A 17,612-nucleotide genomic window follows, 5' to 3' on the forward strand; every position below is an offset into this window, starting at 1 on the left:
CTCATTGACCAAAGAAATTCATCATAGCCTGAATCTTTTGAACTCGCTGCTCAACGTCCTGCTCAGAATGCCCAAGCCTTTCATTCATTGAAAGGAACTTTTCAGCCCTATTGTCATCGGGGCCAGTCTCCGTCACTACCATCGACAACCAGAACATAAGTAAGCTATCGTAAACTCCATCTTCAAGTTCTTTTAGATCTGTATAGATAATGTTCTCACCCTCGGAGTTGAGTTGTTGCTGGCAATCTTTCCAGTTCAAATTTAGAAAATTAAGCTGCTGACGAGTAGGTCCATAAGATACAAAATCATTCCATGAAGAACCATTTGCTGAGAATATCAAATACCCCATGTTGATAATTGATTTTTTCTGATGCATAGACAAGTCTCCATACATTGAGCTAACCATATCTATTGGATCATCTTCGTCATCCATAAACTGCGAAGGGATCGGACCAGACTGCCCGGGTATGCCAATTGTCTCTTGATGCTTCATAATAGCCACCCGCATCTTCTGAATGAACTCATTAGCCATTCTCTTTTGGGTGAAAATATCGACATCTCTTACATTATAAAAAGGAACATTTGCATTCAATTCCTTTTGAAGATACTTATAATGAAGATAAACAGTCAGATGCCCAGTACTATAATTGAACTGGAACAAATAATTTGCTCTATCATCAGAATGTAGGTTTAACCACCTATTGTCATTCTTAACTGGATATACGGTTGTCCCCTTTCCGTCCAAGAAAGCTTTATTGATTTCATCAATGAGAACCTTGAAGCGGACTTCAATAGGACTTTGTCGCAAATCCTGTTTATCCTTCATTAATGCCTTAGAGAAAGGCAGGATAAGCAGTGCAAGCACTAACACGATAAATAGAATAATCAGAGTCACCATACATGTTATGTTTTAAAATACGGTACAAAATTACCACATTTTTTTCGATTTTCTCGTCAAAATAATATTAATCCCAAAAATAATTTGTATTTTTGTCAATTTTTAGCAGAATAAACCACACCAGAGGCAAAATCCACCACCCATTTATGCTCTAACAGAAATCCTGCCCCGATGATTGCGGACACAGGTGGTATGTTACTCGAACCTTCCAAGATATACTTACTATTACCCATAACCTGAAATTCTGCCGAGTAGTTCTTAACCTTTATCTCACCTATTTTATTTCCGATGCTCAGGAGGTCAAAATCCACATTCATCAAATCTGTCATCTTCGTTCCTGCCACACTGGTCAATGAACTCTTCAGTCCTGTATGTCTGTTAGTTATATCTCCGTTACCCAAAACATATTTTGTTGTTGTATTCAGATTACTTCCAGAATCTACTAAACAAACATATTCTTTCCCATTCTTCACCATCCCAACGACAGGAAGACCGTACTTTGAGAATCCATATTCCTGAGGAAAAACGAAGCTGTATTCAGACAACTCCATCTTTTCTTCAATAATTGAAGATGAATGTAGCGAACGATTTTCAAAATCTAAGGCAAGTCCATACTTGACCAAGAACTCAATACCCAGTATACCCAGCACAACATGTTCTCCAAAAACGGAATCAAAACTTAAGCCTTGTGCGGCATAAAACCGTTCCGAAAACTGACATCCTCCTACACAGAAATCTAAATGAACTTCTTTCCCTTGAATACCTTCCCCAGAAAAAGAAGTCAGAGTCATTTTTCCATCATAACGTAAACAGTTATCTTGCAATATGCCCAAGATCGCCTCATTCATTACATTATGACGCGATGCCGTATCCACCATGAAAGCCCCTCCAACAGTTCGACCTGATTTTGAAACAAACGAAGCCATAACCATTGGATATTCAACGATTCCAAAATCCAACAAAGGGCAATCTATTTTTGTCCCCATCCTATTGTTCTTCGAATTTATAATTTGATAACAATTTAACAAAAGCTCTGTAATCCTCCTTTCTGTTCAATCTAAATGTTCTTAGTTGATTAACCATCTCATCATCTGAAATGTCTGAATTAAATTGAACAACCAATTCATTTTCATTATCATCAGAATCGGTCAAGTCAATGTTGTATTTCTTCATGAAAACTCTCAGCTTAATGATAGAGTTATCGTATTCTGGCCTGTATTTTACTACTGACTGCAAGATTTCCAAACCAGGATCGCCTAATTGGGTTTCATTGAGAAGTGCTACTTCATAATATGTTTTAGCATCAAACTCCCCATCGAGACATTTCACTAATTCAATGTTTACTGTATCAGCATCCTTATATCGTTTCAATAGAGTTAAGGCACGAGCCTTAATGAACAGCACATCATTACATTCTCTCATGGAACGAACCCTATCCGCGAAATAAACAGCCTGCTCATATTCACCTGAATAAAGACATAAGGCAGCACTTACATAGTCGACGAGGATATTGCTGAATCTTGAAATCGGCAGCATATTTCGCTCAATACTATTGACCAGGTGCTCGTCAGAAACCATTGCATTAAACATCTGAGAGATATACCGAGCTGCAGACTTCCAATCCCCTGACCTCGCGAGAGACAAGCCCAGATTCAATGAAGTCCTTGAAAACTCATCCCAGTTTTTATTGCGCAAGCTTTCGTAGAGATACTTGCCGCCACTGATTTCATTCCTGATAGCAGAATCGTCATTGAATCTATTCGCAAAGGCTATCACCTCCTCACTCGTTCCTATATGTCCAAACGACACCGGCTTAACCAAAAACAGGCCATCGAGACTTCTTACGCGGCTCAGAGCCACATATAACTGTCCCTTAGAGAAGACACCCCGACTCAAATCCAGAATCATCTTGTCAAAAGTCATCCCTTGACTCTTATGTATCGTTATAGCCCATGACAATTTAAGCGGAAATTGAGTATATGTTCCCACTAGTGTCTTGACAATCTTCTTCTCCTTACTATTGTATTCATACTTATATGACTCCCAAGAAACAGGCGACACCTTGTACTCTCCGGACTCTGTTACAACTTGTATCTCATCCTGAGATAATTTGGAGATGGTTCCAATAGTACCATTTACCCAACGCCGAGAGAGATCATTTCTAACAAAAATGACTTGGGCACCACATTTAAGGGAAAGTTTCTTGTCTGCTGGAAGGTTGGCATCCAGCTTAATATCACCTTCCACTTTGGCATCGAAACAGAATTCTTCGGAATCTAAAAGATTCAACTTTGACAAATTGATTTTAGACGCTTCATCATTACGAGTGCAAAGCGTAATGATTCTTTCATTCGATGGAATAGGACGGTCAACACACTTGTTTAAAACTGACAATTCACCATAACTAGCACGATTAAAGCGTATAGAGTCGAGGATGCTAAGGAAAACATCATCCTTCTGTCGATAGACTTTTACAAATTCTATGCATGGAAGAGCCAATCGCTTAAGAGCCCTTGCTTTAAAAAAGAATGGGGACATCGTATTGTATAGATCATCCATAATCTCCGATTCTTCTTTTCGTAAAACAGGAGGAAGTTGGAAGAGGTCGCCAACGAAAACCATCTGTTTGCCCCCGAAAGGCAGGGAATTTCTCATAACATACCGAAGGGTGTAATCAATAGCATCAATCACATCACACCTAACCATGGAAACTTCATCTATGATGATTGTGTCAACCTTCTTGATAATAGATATTTTGGAGCGATTGATGTTTCCTATCGTCTTAGGCGTGCATATTTGCAGAGGCAAGCCAAAGAACGAGTGGATAGTTTCTCCACCTGCCAACATCGCTGCGATGCCCGTAGGAGCAAGCACGATGAAGTTCTTGTCTATCTCCTTCTGGACAGTTTGAAGAAATGTGGTCTTACCAGTCCCAGCCTTTCCCGTGAGGAAAAAGCTGGAATTAGTAGTTTCTATCAGCTCATATGCCTGAAGCTGTTGCTTGTTTGTTTTATCTATCGACATCCCAATTTCGAAATGATTAATTAAGAATTTTATGATTATGCTGCTTTTGCATACTCACTCTCCATAAAGCTTTCAATGGTTTCAACATAACCGGAGAGCGTATTTACGACACGTCTCATGTTGTAAATCTTATTACTGAGCCTGGACTCCTTCTCTTCAAGATCCTTCAACTGTTCATTGGCTTCCATAAACACAATGCTGACTTCTGACATAATCTTCTCTGCTTCTCGCCTTGAAGAATAGCTTGTGTCACCAACGAAATTAGCAGCACACTCATTGATATGGTTATCGACAAAGCTCTTAATGGGAGAGATCTCCTCCAAGAGCTGTTCATCAATTTGTGTAAGCTCTGCCAGTTTTTCCTTATACTCGTCGATTACCTCCTGAAGTTGAGGAACCATTTGACGGTTCATGTCAAGAATGGAGGTGATATAACTCTCCATTGAGACATTTAGTTTCTCTATCTCCTTAATCTTCCCAAGGAAAGAAAGAGCACCAGACATCTTCTCTCCTTTGTAGAGGATAATTTCCTCCTTGGTTTTCAATTCTCTACCGGAGCCATTTGATTCATTGACAGCGATAACAGAGCCATGATTATTGAAAATCCTTCGTAAGCCATCAACCATTTTTCTTACTTCACCTACCAGCCATTCGTTGGCGAATCCTCTGGGATTTTGAACAAGGCTATTGCAAACATCACGGCCGAATTCCAGAGCTGGCTGCCATTCGCTATTTGATATGCAATACGTACGTGTATAGCGCAGAATCTGGAAGATATTTGCATTATAATAGTTTACCCACATAGAATAAGGAAGGATGTCGATATCCTTATATTTCAGGTTTGCCGTAAAATAGTTGGCATAGCCATATCCGAAATTCGTGTTATAAGCAATTGACAAGTCATCGTTTAGGCTGAAATTCATGCTGTTCCAACCGATGTGTCTGCTGGAGTATGCCACGATAGAAGGATCATCACGGCACTCTTTATATTTCTTTGACAAGCAATAAGGTGTCGTACGAGATTCCAGCAGTCGATAGAAAGCCTGGCTGTTAGAATAGAATCCTTCTTTAACGTCTTTGATGTTAATTGCCGGGCAACACTGATAAGAGCCGCTAACACAGTCGCAGAAATCATAATATTCGAGCAGATAGCCTAACCCTTTCTGTTGGATAGCCTTGAACATGTCTTCACCGGTTATACCAGCCGTATTCGACAGTTTTTTTAACTCATTGAGTTTTGCCTGCTCCTTAAACTCCAATGGTAAATAATCAGTTACCAATTTCCCTGTTGCTGAATCCTTACGGATTACCATGATGTGGGTTTCGTTGATTCTAAAATTACTCATGACAATTAAGTTTTAAAATTTGACTTTCTATCATACTATCCCTAAAGGTTAGAAAAGATAAACATCACGCTGCATTTCTCAAAGGAGAAAGAATTAATTCATGATAATTCTCTTTAATATACACGAGGATCTTCTCCAGAGTCATACATACCTGGCCATCCCATTCATCATCCAAACTGTCATAATACTGAGGAATAGTATACTCATTACAATGCCATGTTAATTGGACACCAGAAGGCAAGTAAACAAACACAAGATAGGAGGCATTCTTTCCCGTAGCTTCATTATATCCAGACTTCCAACCTGCTTCATGGAGCAAGGATGACAACCTGGTCAGCAAAATAGTCTTCCGTTCATAAGCCATTCTCCTTTTCTCAGAGGAAAGTCTTTTAGCATTAACATTCGCAAATTCAGTCTCTAAAAGCAGAGAGACAATAAGGGCATTCCTGTCTCCCGTCTTTTTATAGTATTTTCTCATGGAGGCAATAACCTTGCGCAGTCCTATTCCCATACCTAACACATCAATCTTGAACATGTCCAACTTATCCAGAGTTGTATGATTTTGAAGGTTACTCTTCTGTCTCAGAGCCTTTTTCTCTTCTACAACATCTTTTAGCTTTGCTTTCAGAGCAGGATTGTGGGTAGTACGAATGACTTCCTGAAGTTCTTGGATTTTATATCCAAAAGTGCAAAAGGTTTCGGCTTCAGCAACATTCTTGCGATAGGATCTAAGCAATTCTTTCGCACTGATTTCTCCACGTCTATAAGACTTGGCAAGTGACTTGCCAACGAAGTTAAAGGTATCTTCAATATTGATAGGGTCAGCCACCTTGTGAGCCGTATTGGCAACGACTGGCTGAGCTGATTCGGAAGTACAATCATTTGTCAATTCTTCCTTCACCAGATAATCCTTTAAAATAGGATTATCTGAATCTTGGCTTTTTAAAATCTCAAAGATGTTCATATCATTAATCGTTAATTGTTAATACTCTAATGTAACCCTTACAAAATACTATCCCCAATCCTTCAAAAACATAAACTTGCCATTCAACCTCCAGGTTTGAGGAACCTGGAGGATTTGAACGACAATATGTTTAAGCAGCTGTCTCAGTACCCCGGTCATGTCCGATATGATAATGACCACAGTGTTCACAGTAGTATGCATGCATTGGCCTCTTATCTTTCGGATGGGCAAACTTATAGAGTTCGATATGAAGCTGGGCCTCTTCAAGTGTTGCGTACTCAACCTTCTTCTTCATCACGTACTCACCTGAAGAATAGTCGACGATCTTCTTCCAATGGGTACCGATTCCTCTTTGGTTTGCATGTCCGTCGAGCTGGCCAAGATTGAAAATCTGGTAGGATACAGCACGATCCATTTCATGACGAGCTTTTCCTGAGCTACGGTAAGAGGAACGGTGCTTATGCTGTCGGTGGTATTCCTGACACATTCTTTTCTCTACAATCCTGCGAACCTTACGAGAGTCCCGGCCTTCCATCAGAGTAACATCTGCCTCTCTTAGGCTTTTATTGCCTTTGAATCTCAGCTTCTCTGAATAAAGTTTCTTTGAAATGGCCTCGTAACGCTGGCGCTGACCCAGGTCAACATCGAATCCAAGTTCTCTTTTCTCATCGTTGATCTCTTTCTGGAGAAGGAATAGGGCATGACGGACATTTCTTAAAATCTTGTCATTGTTCGGGGATGCCGAAAGCGTAGAATCTCTGCAGCTTGTCAGCAGCCTTGCAACCTGAGTGTTCTTACTCGTACGGATGTAACTGTCAATCTCGTTTGACACTTGTGAGAAACGTGTAGCGTCCATAGAACCGTTACGACGAAGGTTTCCTTCCCACTTTCTCAGAATCTTTTGAATTTCGTTCTTCATTTTCTTATTGTTTTAATTGTTTACATCCTAATATCCCAGAAGAACGAAAAATGCAAACAATAAAAAAGCAGCTAACGCTGTTGCGCTAACTGCTCTATTTATTTACGATTGAATATTTTAGAAAATGAAGGTCTTTTCTATGCTTTCAAGCAATTGCTTTGCTTTCTCCTTTATATCGGGAGACGCTTCAGAATCTTTTATTATTTCATTAAGCATATCTTTAGCTTTGGACTTCTGACCATCGTATAAATATGCGGTCGCAAGTGCAAGACGAACTTGATCAGGAAGATAGGAATCAGTCGAATAGTATCCTTCTAATTCATCAATAGTTTCCTTCAAGTCTTTCTTTAATTGAACATTCTTAAATAGCTCATGCAAATCTTTACCATCACTTCTACTTGGGGGAATATCATGCGGTAATTGAGTAGATGCAAATTCAATGCATTCTCCTGCATTGGACATCATCACAGAAGAATTGTAATAATCAAATCCCAATCCAAAAACAATAAGAACAACTGCTGCAGCTGCTACATGCCTAAACCAAATTGGAATTATTGTTCCAGGTTTAGATGCCACTGCTGGTTCACTTTCAGGTGTTCTAGATGCAGCTGGTTTATATGCGGCAATGCCTAATTTCTCCATCTCCCTAATTGTAGAGATCACATCTTCCTTAGATATTTTTTGGGCATCTTCTATTGCTTTAGCGTCCCGTTCTTGTCGTTCTTTTATGCCCTTTGACAGGAAAGTTATAGCAGAAACCCTTTCTCTGAAATCTAAATCAGACTTTAATCTTTCTTCAAACGACTTCATCTCCTCCTCTGATAAATTGCCTACCAAATAGGAATCAATTAGCCTGTCATCATCTTCATCCTGAAGTTCCTTAAACAAGGACTTTACATCAGATACCGTCGTTTGCTTTGCCGCATCCAGAGCCTTGTTGTCAGCATTGTGAATCTTCTGAATAGCTTTAACAAGAAAAGCCTGGGCCAACATATTGGTACGCAAATCTGCATCAGACACTAACTTGTCCATGAAATCTGCTTCTTCTTCCTGACTCATCATGCCAGAAAGATAAAGCTCAATCATAGTCTCATCTTCCTCAGAGATAAGTTGCGTGTCACACATAAGGGACTTCTCAGACAAAAATAATTCCGCTTTTGAAGGATCTGTGTGGCTTAAAACGAACTGGACAGTATCATTTAAGGAAGGATTTGAGCGCAAAGACTCAAATAGCTTATCTTTCTCTTCCTGGGACAGTTCTCCCTTGAAGTAAAGATCCAGAAGCTTTTCGATGTATTTATCTGTCAGCATAATTACAGGCCTTTCTTAAATGAATCATAGATGGACTTAAACTTGTCACGAAACTTACTCTTACAACGAGATGCCATTGTCCTTACTACAGCTGCATTACTATAGCCAAGTTCTTTTGCGATGACTTCCTGCCTCTTCTTTGGGGTGCTATACATTCCATAGAGAATCTTATCACAAGGTTCTGGAAGATCTTTAACAACCTCACAAACTTTGTTAAGAAGCTGCTCCCTTTCGTCTGGTTCATCAAACAAAGAATCCAGCAACTGGTCAACCTTTTCTTGTTGTATAGGCTGACCCTCAAAATCGTCCTGATTATCATCACGCATGATGTCATCATTAGGAAGTTGCCATGCTCTCTCTGGGTGACGGGTCTCATGCTCTGCCTTATTCCAACAGCATCGATACACAAAATGGAATAAAGAACAAGTCAGTCTAAAGTTCCCATCATGAGCCTTTTCTACTAATGCGATACAAACATCCTGAAAGATGTCACGTATTTGTTCATCGCGCAACGATGGGTATGCTGCCCTGACTTTACTGATGATATTAGGCTCACAATCATTATAATAATTTTTGAGCTCTTGTCTGATAAAGTCAAGCAGTGCATTCTCTGTTAGAGAGTTTGACTGACTCTGTGGAATCATGCTAATCTTTTTGGCCATAACACCCGAAATTTAATGCAAAGTTACGAAATAACTATGAATAACTCGTAATATTTTGGCTTTTTATAATATATAAAGTCATAATTTGACTTTAATTAGTGCAAATCCGCATCAAATTGCTAGAAAAAAGAGAGTTTTATGATTGCAAATAAGCAAGAGACAACATTGTCATCTCCTGCTTTTCATAACAAGATTAGAACACTTCAAGTCTAGTGTTACACTATACCATATCTGTTCAAGATTACTGCTTCTTTGGATGTGTAACCTTAACGACTTTCTCCCGATTGTCAATTTCGATTTTCCCAAGTCTACCAAACACACTCTGCCCCAAAAGCAGCGGAGCCTTCTGGCTCTTCACGACGGATGCTTTTACATCTGTCAACTCCAAGCCTCCGAAGTTTACATGCTTCAGGTTAATGACCGTTCCCTCGGAGATATTGCCATCAGCAGTCTGATAACGTGCTTTACCGACAACGTCATTGGGATGTAGATATCCATTCTTCATCATGAAGTTTGCCTCAACATCGGAAATACTAACATCGCTAGCACCTGTATCAAAGATGAAATGCAGAGGCAGACTATTAATCGTACACTCAATCATCATCATATTTCCGGACTTGTTGAAAGGGATTTCTGTAGTTTCCAGTTCAGCTTCACTTGTGCTGTCATCAGCATTCAAGGCGTTTTTCTCTTTCAGGATCTGTTTGTATTTGCCTACGAGTTCCTTGTACTCAATCATATCGCGAATTCCATCAAGGTCATCATCTTTCTCCAAATGGTTGATTTCATGGTATCCCTTTTCAAAAGACACCTTCAAATATTCGATGGAACGCTGGAGTTCTCCCATTCGAGACATCAGGCAAGCAGCATCATAGTAATTTCCTTCAGTCGGATACTTGTCTAGAATACGTTGCATATACGCCTCGGCACTATCTTTCTGGCCAAGCATCTGATATGCGTACTGCCTGCAATTACCTTGTTCGAGTACAAGAGTATCTTGGTCTACAACTGTCTGATAATCCTTCATGGCTGCATCGACATTACCTTTCGCCATGTACATATCACCTCTTCCCAGGTAAGCGTATGTATATCTTGGCTCTAATGTGATACAGTAGGTATAGTCTTTAATTGCACCATCAATATCTTGGGTATTGTCTTTGTAGAACCCTCGACGGTAATAACCAAAATAAGCCTCAGGATCAAAACTGATGTATTTGTCCATCATGGCTATTGCCTCCGAATAATCACCTGAATAATAGTAATAATCGGCTTTTTCCCGATACAAATCGTTACGAGTAGAATCCATGGCAATGGCCATGTCGATATATTGGTGAGCCCTCGTATAATCGCCTAGCTCGCCATAACATTCCGCAATGTTTTCACATGTAAGAGAATGTGGCTCTTTTTCCAGTGATTTCTTGTAATTGACGATTGCATCTCGGAAATGATTGTGCCCCTGGTGCGCAACTCCAAGGAAATAATCCCAATCTGTTTCCTTCGTATCACTGGAGGCTTTGATATTCATCAAGACAATGATATTCTCATAGCATGTATCATTACATTCAACCATCATTGAGAACGCCCTGTCATTAGCATCAATCTCCAAAGCCTTAACCAAATCCTGTGCGGCAGAACGGTAGTCTCCCTTACCAATAAAGCAATCGGCACGAAAGGCATATGGCTGAGAAAACTCTTCATCCAACTTCATCGCATAGTTGAATTTCTCTATGGCTGCATCATAGGATTTTTGAGCAAGAAGGTTCCTTCCAATGCCCATATATCCAGTAGGTTGTCCTGGATTGTTAGAGATTAACTTTTCGAAATCCGCATTGGCTTTATCATATTCCTTCTCGTAGTAATAGAGGTCAGCACGCATGGCGACATAATCCATTTCCTTTGGATCTGCTTTAATAGCTAGACTAATTTCCGACAAAGCCTTGTCTTTGTCATCCATATAGTAATACACCCTGGAGAGTGATTTATGAACGAAGCCAATGTAATAAGAATCCTTCTTTGGCAGGAGTTTAAGAGCCATCTGTCCGGCATCAACAGCATCACCAAACTCTCTCTTATTCATGTGGATTGAAAGGATCCATGACCAGGCATATCCATTCTTGGGATTATCCTTTAGCTCAAGCTGAAGGTATCGCATGCCTTCCTCATATTCACCATTCGAAACAGCCTCACAACCTCTTTGATAATTGTAGCTGTCAGGACGTTTAATGTCACCAGCCTTTGCTGTAACACAGACTAACAAGGCAATAAAAATTGTAAAAAAAACTCTAATTTTCACGACCGTATTCTTTTATGGTTTAACATTCATCGTTACATACAGACTATTTGAATAACTTAAGAACAACGCCAGCTACGGCTGCTCCTATTTTTCTCTCGATACCAGACTTAGTTGTCGGTATGCCAGTAGCATTGGTAAACCTCCTTTTGATTTTTGTAACGCCAAGTGCTCTTCTCCATGAGAAACTCACTCCAGGAATCTTTGTATTTGTCATACCACCTATTCTTTAGTCAATATTCCAATACGCGTCTGGATCACCGTCAAACACATCATCTATGTCCTGGTCGCTCCAACCTTCTACATCCTGGGCATAACTGCCATTGTAGTTCTCATACGTTTTCTCTTCCTCGAAGTAATCGTAATCTTCGTCGTAATTCTCGTAATCTCTCATCTTCTTGTACTTTTAAATGAATACTATTTGATATCTGTTTCTGTAGCTATATCCCTATTACTGTCAAAAGATAAACTCCTAGAGGCAATTTTTTGTAATTCTTCGACAAAAAGCTCATTACGTCTCTGCTCAAACTCGTAATTCTTACAAAGAACCACCTCGGCTGCTGCTAATCTACGAAGACTTTCATCGATTTTAATCTTATCAAAGAAAGATCGTTCCTCGACATCGTTCATCAGGCCATGAAGGTATTTCCTAATCAAACGTAACTGCTCTCTTTTATTATTCGCTTTTTTCATCCTCAGTATATTATGTTATGTTATTTATATATCCCATTTGTTTTTCAAAAGTATACTCATAGAACACCATTGCGTACAAGCATCTTACCTTTTTCAAGCTTTTCCCAATTATCAATACTGTCCTTTGCTACAGATTCCTCGGCATTAATGATTGCCTGAATAATATCATGCTGTACTTTCTTCTCGGCATCGTGTCTTTGTGCCTGAAGATCCATCTCCAGTTGATTATCACCATGCAGCATCTTATAACAATAATCCTGATACTCCTGACTATGAAGGTACTTTTTCAGTTCCTCTTCTTGATGATAAACCCGTAGCTCATATTGACCGGCTTTTGACACGACCTTGACTATACTCGGAAGAAGTTCTATCACAAAGAACATGGCTCTGATAAACCACAGGAGAAACATAAAATCCTTATTTACAAACTCTTCTGTTTCATAAGTATACGTTTTTCCATCAGTTCCCATTCGCTCATGCGTAACCTTATGAGTCTTATATATTGCATGAGCCAGAACAGCATAGTATAATGTAAAATTATTACCGTTTCTAAAACGCTCATCCGTCTTGTTTAGGGACTCTTCAGCCCTGGCCTGATAGCTGACGCTTGTTGAATCTACACGTTGTTTCTCCCTATCAGTTCTCGCGATATTTTCCTTCGCCACTCTCAATGCATCTGACAGTTGTGCAATCTCATTGTCAAGTTCTGATATACGCGCATTGACTTTTGAATTCCACGCATTTCTTTCGCTTGCCATGACACTTCTCTGGTGGCTTATCTGAGAACGTAAGCCTGGGATTCTGTTCCGGCGATAGTCGGAGTTTGAAAGAGAATACAGTTCATTCAATTGACGTTGCAATCCATTTGCACTCGCCTGGGCATTATTATATGTCGTGGTATTGGGGTGATTAAGCATATTCGCCTCTCTCTGCCTTTCTGACCTCTTGTCGTTAATCGCCGTTATAATATCATCCTTTTTATTGGACTCGCTCTTCAATAACTGGTCCAAGGACTTCGATTTCGAATCATATTCGGCAGCCTGCTGAGCATCAAAGCTATCCTGATGTTGCTGTTTAAGCAAATCCGATTTATAGTTCTCGATGTCGTTTTGGATGAAACCATTGAAAACAAGCAGCTCCAATGGGATTGACATAATACCGGCAACCAAAATCGCCAGAAAACCTCTAAAGACAAGAGGCAAGACATAATAAGACTTCTTGTAAGGATCCTTCTTTAAGGTAACGACAAGACTTCTATCAATACTAAAGATAAGCAAAGACCAAAACAGGCCAAAAACCAAAGTCCACAAGGCATCTTCCGTAAAATACCATGCAGCCGAAGAGCCTGCTGCGAAGCCTACTAAGGAAGTCATCAGGATGGTCATCCCTATGGCTTCATATTTCTTATAGTCGAGTGGACACAAAGATAACATCTCAATATCTGCTCCTGCGACGAACCACAGGAAACGTGTAAAACAGCTTACTTCTCTAGTAGTGTTAGAATTACTCATCTGTCAAAGTTTTACTATATTAAATTAATAAAATAGAGGTGTCTCCCCTACTTCATTATATCCCATTTATATCTAAATGATAAACAAGTTATATGTTAAACAACCACTATTGATGACCCAGTATTCCACTTTTAGTCAATTAACTCTACTCAAAAGACTACAAATGTTCTTGAAACTAGAACTAACCCTTCCTTTCAATAAACTATACAGCCTTTTTTCTGACTTCTTCAGCTGTTCTAATCGTTTTGTCAGTAACTGATTACGGCCATACATAACTGGCAAGGCGGGGCCAAGAATGTTAATCTCTGGAAGATGTTTAAGGCAAGTCAACTCCTGAATAGGAAATCTGGGTGCCCCTTTTACTTGTACATGAACGATTTTCTGAGCCTGATAGCAATCGTTATAACAGGTTAGAATTATCTGGCTGTCTCTTACTAACCTGATTTCCTTATTTCGTAAAGAAGTCACATCTTCAACTTTTCGATACTCATATCCATCATTTACCAAGAGTTCAATGTGAGTAGCGCCGGAAACTTTCCAGCTTACATTCACACTTTGGCCTTCATAAACCTTTTGTTTCGAAACTTTAAGACTGTTGATATTGACAGGCTTCACCATGTGAATTTTAACGACTTCCGGCGAGACAGAATATCCCCCTTTAACAGCCGTAAGCGTGTAGATTCTATCTTTGGAAGGCTTAACTGTCAAGGATCCAGAGGCAGGAACACACCACTGATGAAAACCATCGGAAATAGCCACTACCACATCAGGTTGACTCACATCCCAGAAAAGTCTGACCGATTCTCCACATTTGATGGAAGTCCTCTCTGCAGCGAATCTATTTACCTTTAATTTTACACTTGATGCACCATCATTGCTATATTCGATAGGAAGTTCCATCAGACCAAGTGCATATGCATAGGTATCAACAATGAAAGATACTATCGCACTATTAAGCCCTGTCTCAACTTCTATTCCATTACATATAATTGTTCTTGCATTTGGATCAAACGCCTCCTGGGATAAACGCATCAGGTCAAGAATCACATGACTACAACTGTCAAGTACAACAGTAAACGCATTCAAAATAGCAGAATCAACGTGTCTTAATTGTGCAACCACATGAATCGAATCATGGGCGAGCAACGTATCTTTATATCCCGACAGTTTGATTTCCTCCCGAAGAATCTGGCCGACAGATAGCGTACTATCTGCGACCATTCCTTCAAGAAAGAATTTCCCACACATCCTGCAACAGCAGAGTCCTGAAATGATTTCAGAATTAACTACTGCCTTTGTACGGCAAATCTTACACTCCTTCATTTACAAACCAAGTGAGATTAATATTTTCCGGATGTTTGTCATCTCTTCAAAATCCTGCGTTATCTTCTTTTCGAACGCTTGGATTTCTTTTTCGATTTCCCTGAACATTTCCTCTGCGACACACACTTCCCTGAGATGGTTCTCATAGGCTCTTTCATTTTCTGATGAGAGTTTTTCGAGGTTATCAAAAACTGAGATAACTTGATCAAGATTCTTTTTAGCATCCTCGTAAAGAAAGGTGGCGACATTGAAGTCCTCCTCGGCCTTCTTCTTATCTTCCTGAACCTTTTTCATTTTCCGATCAAGCTCTGAGCGTTTGTTTTCATAAACACCAGACTCTTGCTGAAGCTGCTTAGTTCTCTCCGTTACCTCTACACGTCTGCTTTCTGCCTCCTTCTTGTTACTCTCTTGTTCTTTTGAGTCGGTTTCCAAAGAATCCAACCTCCGTGAAAGGATGGCTTTACTTAATGGAAGTACCACATTGTCATCAAGCCAGAACGCAATGGAAATGTCATCATGACTTCCTTTTTCGCTTATGATAGGCATCATTTTTATAAGCTGTTCTGTCGCATAATCAACTCCGTTTTCTGCAACGACCCTTATCACAAGTCCATAGAATTCCGCCAATTTGTCCAAAGGCATATAGCTATCATCCATACCATCGGATCCGATGAACAAGCAAGGACAGTCAGTGTTACCATAACAATAACGAAAACTTTCACTGCCCTCATGGCAAAGCGAAGTCGTAATGTTCAAAAAGCAACGGCTATCCCATGGTATAGGTTCATACCAAGTGCCATCAGCATGAAACGCAATGCATTTCCCATCACCTAACTGGAATGCCATCCAGTAATTGGGTGTCTTAACAGCTGCTATCAATGTACAGCCGTAAGCAACCACCTCACGGCCCTTCTCATAATATAACAAGTCCATCTTTTTCCCCTGCATGCCCGGATAGTTCAGCTCTTTGTCAAGAGGAACATTCTCGGCCCAGTCTTTCACGACTTTTTCACACCAGCGAAACTTTATATTCTCAAACAGCTGTCGGAATTCCCGCTCATACTCATCATGGGGCGTATAATCCTCATGGGTTGAATCCTTTACTCCCTGTATTCCCCTTTGTCTAAAGGTCTCTTCGGGAAGAATGGGATCAAAATCCTTTAGAAATTCGACCAGCCCTTCCTTAGCTGCTTCAACAGCGAACCTGGCACCGCGATCGCTTCGGAAGTGTTTGTCACTACCATGGCCATCACTAACGAGCAGGATGTCAGCCTTGTAATCTTCAAGATACAGGTGCTCACTCCAATCCTGCATTGGCTTGCCATTGTCATCATGGCTAGAACCTTTAATTGATTTTGAAAAGGTAATCATCTTCTCTACAACAACAATATTACTTGATTACACATTTGAGATTAACGCTTAGCTCTTTAAGAGACTCCTCCTTCATATTATAGACCTTCAACCTTCCTGAGAAATATGAACTTAGAGTAACTGGTACTCGATTTGAAGAACTGTCTAACATGACAACGTGACAATCATTATCCAATATGTGATTCTGATTCCCATAACTGTCTGTTGTATAACCTTTAGTCAAGAGGAGAATTTTATCATCTTGGGCTATCAAATTGTTACATAGGGATAATGCATCAGAAAGATTACACATTCCACCTATCGTAAATTCCTCTGGTAGCTGGAACTCTTCAATAGCCAATGGTTCATCTGTCAACAGACTGGCTGTGTTGCCAAATGTTATCAGCGAAATCTTCAGGCCACTCATCATGAGTTGGCTCAATACATACTGTTGAAGTACGTTTCGAGCCGACTCAATGGTGGCTCCACGCATGCAGTTACTTACATCAAGAAGAACCCATAACGTGGTTGTTTTTTCTTGTCCCTCTGTAGTCATTTGACTTAATCCCATATATCAGGTTGAGGTTTCTGATGATTGGCATTCTCAGCACCAGGTGTTTCCTTCACGGCATCGTCAACCATCTCACTAATCTCGTCAGATTTAGTCTTCTCACCCACCGATGTGCTGTTCGAACCAATCTTACTTACAGTACAGCTCACCAAACGGATTACGCTTTTCAAGGCATCCAGATTATGAACGGTAATAACCAGTTCATCCTTATTGTCAGCGAACTCATTTAAGACGGTCTTATCGGCATCGTCACCTACAGCTATAGCGACCTTTGTGGCCACCTGGAACCACTTGTTGGATTGCAGATCCTTCAAGGCATTCTTCCAAGCATCAGTAGGACGTCCATCGGAAAGAAGGATAACTGCCGGTGCGTAATGACCTGTGTCAGAAGCAAGGTCACTATTGCGACTCATATGCGCACGTAGTTCCTTGAATGCAGCTCCCAGATCTGTTACGCCTCCAGCCTGAATATCCTGCCACTTGAAATCATTGGCTAGAACGGGCTGAGGATATTTCCACTGACAGCCACTACTGAACTCCAGACAAGCAACCTTAATTTGAGCATTGTCCTTATTGCTCTCGTCAATATCGGCAATGGTTCTCATAATGTCTGGCATCACCTGGTTAATAGACTCGATCTTGTTGCCTCTCATTGAACCTGAGCAGTCAATCAAATAAAACAGATTCATCTGTCTGCGAGCGCATGGCTTTACGCTCTCGAAGGGATTCAAATTCTCCATCTTCATCTTT

General features: G+C 40.2%; 17 protein-coding genes. All 17 read right to left on the minus strand.

Annotated features, from left to right (window positions below):
- Nucleotide 1: 1 nt before the first annotated feature.
- On the minus strand, nt 2-898 hold the full coding sequence (locus CCC32_RS08295; protein ID WP_287073626.1) for a hypothetical protein: 897 nt from the start codon (nt 896-898) through the stop codon (nt 2-4).
- 95 nt (nt 899-993) lie between these two features.
- Nucleotides 994-1,884 carry a retropepsin-like aspartic protease gene (locus CCC32_RS08300; RefSeq protein WP_094440803.1) on the minus strand — a complete coding sequence of 297 codons (891 nt, stop codon included), beginning with the start codon at nt 1,882-1,884 and terminating at the stop codon, nt 994-996.
- A 1-nt stretch (nt 1,885) separates the two neighbouring features.
- Entirely contained in the window at nt 1,886-3,922 is a 2,037-nt protein-coding gene (locus CCC32_RS08305; RefSeq protein WP_287073631.1) for an ATP-dependent DNA helicase, read from the minus strand.
- Between the two features lie 35 nt (nt 3,923-3,957).
- On the minus strand, nt 3,958-5,268 hold the full coding sequence (locus CCC32_RS08310; RefSeq protein WP_287073633.1) for a hypothetical protein: 1,311 nt from the start codon (nt 5,266-5,268) through the stop codon (nt 3,958-3,960).
- A gap of 64 nt (nt 5,269-5,332) precedes the next feature.
- A complete protein-coding gene (locus tag CCC32_RS08315; protein ID WP_287073635.1) occupies nt 5,333-6,232 on the minus strand; it encodes a hypothetical protein in 900 nt (299 codons plus the stop codon).
- A 130-nt stretch (nt 6,233-6,362) separates the two neighbouring features.
- Nucleotides 6,363-7,151, minus strand: a complete 789-nt coding sequence (locus CCC32_RS08320; protein WP_287073637.1) for a hypothetical protein — start codon at nt 7,149-7,151, stop codon at nt 6,363-6,365.
- Nucleotides 7,152-7,268: 117 nt separating this feature from the next.
- Entirely contained in the window at nt 7,269-8,462 is a 1,194-nt protein-coding gene (locus CCC32_RS08325) for a hypothetical protein (protein ID WP_287073639.1), read from the minus strand.
- Nucleotides 8,463-8,464: 2 nt separating this feature from the next.
- Nucleotides 8,465-9,106, minus strand: coding sequence for a sigma-70 RNA polymerase sigma factor region 4 domain-containing protein (locus tag CCC32_RS08330; protein WP_287073641.1), 642 nt, complete (start codon nt 9,104-9,106; stop codon nt 8,465-8,467).
- A gap of 259 nt (nt 9,107-9,365) precedes the next feature.
- The gene (locus CCC32_RS08335) at nt 9,366-11,417 is read right to left on the minus strand and encodes a tetratricopeptide repeat protein (RefSeq protein WP_287073643.1); all 2,052 of its coding nucleotides are present in this window, start codon (nt 11,415-11,417) and stop codon (nt 9,366-9,368) included.
- Nucleotides 11,418-11,460: 43 nt separating this feature from the next.
- Entirely contained in the window at nt 11,461-11,631 is a 171-nt protein-coding gene (locus CCC32_RS08340) for a hypothetical protein (RefSeq protein ID WP_287073645.1), read from the minus strand.
- Nucleotides 11,632-11,643: 12 nt separating this feature from the next.
- Entirely contained in the window at nt 11,644-11,808 is a 165-nt protein-coding gene (locus tag CCC32_RS08345) for a hypothetical protein (protein WP_022148900.1), read from the minus strand.
- 23 nt (nt 11,809-11,831) lie between these two features.
- Nucleotides 11,832-12,107, minus strand: a complete 276-nt coding sequence (locus CCC32_RS08350; RefSeq protein ID WP_287073647.1) for a hypothetical protein — start codon at nt 12,105-12,107, stop codon at nt 11,832-11,834.
- Between the two features lie 56 nt (nt 12,108-12,163).
- Entirely contained in the window at nt 12,164-13,618 is a 1,455-nt protein-coding gene (locus tag CCC32_RS08355; protein WP_287073649.1) for a DUF4407 domain-containing protein, read from the minus strand.
- A gap of 135 nt (nt 13,619-13,753) precedes the next feature.
- Nucleotides 13,754-14,839, minus strand: coding sequence for a hypothetical protein (locus CCC32_RS08360; protein WP_287073651.1), 1,086 nt, complete (start codon nt 14,837-14,839; stop codon nt 13,754-13,756).
- A 102-nt stretch (nt 14,840-14,941) separates the two neighbouring features.
- The gene (locus tag CCC32_RS08365) at nt 14,942-16,312 is read right to left on the minus strand and encodes a protein phosphatase 2C domain-containing protein (protein WP_287073653.1); all 1,371 of its coding nucleotides are present in this window, start codon (nt 16,310-16,312) and stop codon (nt 14,942-14,944) included.
- Between the two features lie 19 nt (nt 16,313-16,331).
- Nucleotides 16,332-16,862: a vWA domain-containing protein gene (locus tag CCC32_RS08370; RefSeq protein ID WP_287073656.1), complete on the minus strand. Its 531-nt coding sequence runs from the start codon at nt 16,860-16,862 to the stop codon at nt 16,332-16,334.
- Nucleotides 16,853-17,608, minus strand: a complete 756-nt coding sequence (locus CCC32_RS08375; protein WP_287073658.1) for a vWA domain-containing protein — start codon at nt 17,606-17,608, stop codon at nt 16,853-16,855. The genes CCC32_RS08370 and CCC32_RS08375 overlap by 10 nt, the downstream gene beginning before the upstream one ends.
- Nucleotides 17,609-17,612: the final 4 nt, after the last annotated feature.

Origin of the sequence: Prevotella sp. LMAG:51 (assembly GCF_008680225.1) — a bacterium.
GTDB classification, from domain to species: Bacteria; Bacteroidota; Bacteroidia; order Bacteroidales; family Bacteroidaceae; genus Prevotella; species Prevotella pectinovora.

Excerpts from the sequence above, each read along its gene's own strand:
- CCC32_RS08320 (WP_287073637.1), bottom strand. The coding sequence starts at position 7,151 with ATGAAGAACGAAATTCAAAAGATTCTGAGAAAGTGGGAAGGAAACCTT.
- CCC32_RS08375 (WP_287073658.1), bottom strand. The coding sequence starts at position 17,608 with ATGAAGATGGAGAATTTGAATCCCTTCGAGAGCGTAAAGCCATGCGCT.
- CCC32_RS08365 (WP_287073653.1), bottom strand. The coding sequence starts at position 16,312 with ATGATTACCTTTTCAAAATCAATTAAAGGTTCTAGCCATGATGACAAT.
- CCC32_RS08330 (WP_287073641.1), bottom strand. The coding sequence starts at position 9,106 with ATGATTCCACAGAGTCAGTCAAACTCTCTAACAGAGAATGCACTGCTT.
- CCC32_RS08340 (WP_287073645.1), bottom strand. The coding sequence starts at position 11,631 with ATGACAAATACAAAGATTCCTGGAGTGAGTTTCTCATGGAGAAGAGCA.
- CCC32_RS08345 (WP_022148900.1), bottom strand. The coding sequence starts at position 11,808 with ATGAGAGATTACGAGAATTACGACGAAGATTACGATTACTTCGAGGAA.
- CCC32_RS08300 (WP_094440803.1), bottom strand. The coding sequence starts at position 1,884 with ATGGGGACAAAAATAGATTGCCCTTTGTTGGATTTTGGAATCGTTGAA.
- CCC32_RS08325 (WP_287073639.1), bottom strand. The coding sequence starts at position 8,462 with ATGCTGACAGATAAATACATCGAAAAGCTTCTGGATCTTTACTTCAAG.
- CCC32_RS08370 (WP_287073656.1), bottom strand. The coding sequence starts at position 16,862 with ATGGGATTAAGTCAAATGACTACAGAGGGACAAGAAAAAACAACCACG.
- CCC32_RS08360 (WP_287073651.1), bottom strand. The coding sequence starts at position 14,839 with ATGGTCGCAGATAGTACGCTATCTGTCGGCCAGATTCTTCGGGAGGAA.
- CCC32_RS08350 (WP_287073647.1), bottom strand. The coding sequence starts at position 12,107 with ATGAAAAAAGCGAATAATAAAAGAGAGCAGTTACGTTTGATTAGGAAA.
- CCC32_RS08310 (WP_287073633.1), bottom strand. The coding sequence starts at position 5,268 with ATGAGTAATTTTAGAATCAACGAAACCCACATCATGGTAATCCGTAAG.
- CCC32_RS08355 (WP_287073649.1), bottom strand. The coding sequence starts at position 13,618 with ATGAGTAATTCTAACACTACTAGAGAAGTAAGCTGTTTTACACGTTTC.
- CCC32_RS08315 (WP_287073635.1), bottom strand. The coding sequence starts at position 6,232 with ATGAACATCTTTGAGATTTTAAAAAGCCAAGATTCAGATAATCCTATT.
- CCC32_RS08305 (WP_287073631.1), bottom strand. The coding sequence starts at position 3,922 with ATGTCGATAGATAAAACAAACAAGCAACAGCTTCAGGCATATGAGCTG.
- CCC32_RS08295 (WP_287073626.1), bottom strand. The coding sequence starts at position 898 with ATGGTGACTCTGATTATTCTATTTATCGTGTTAGTGCTTGCACTGCTT.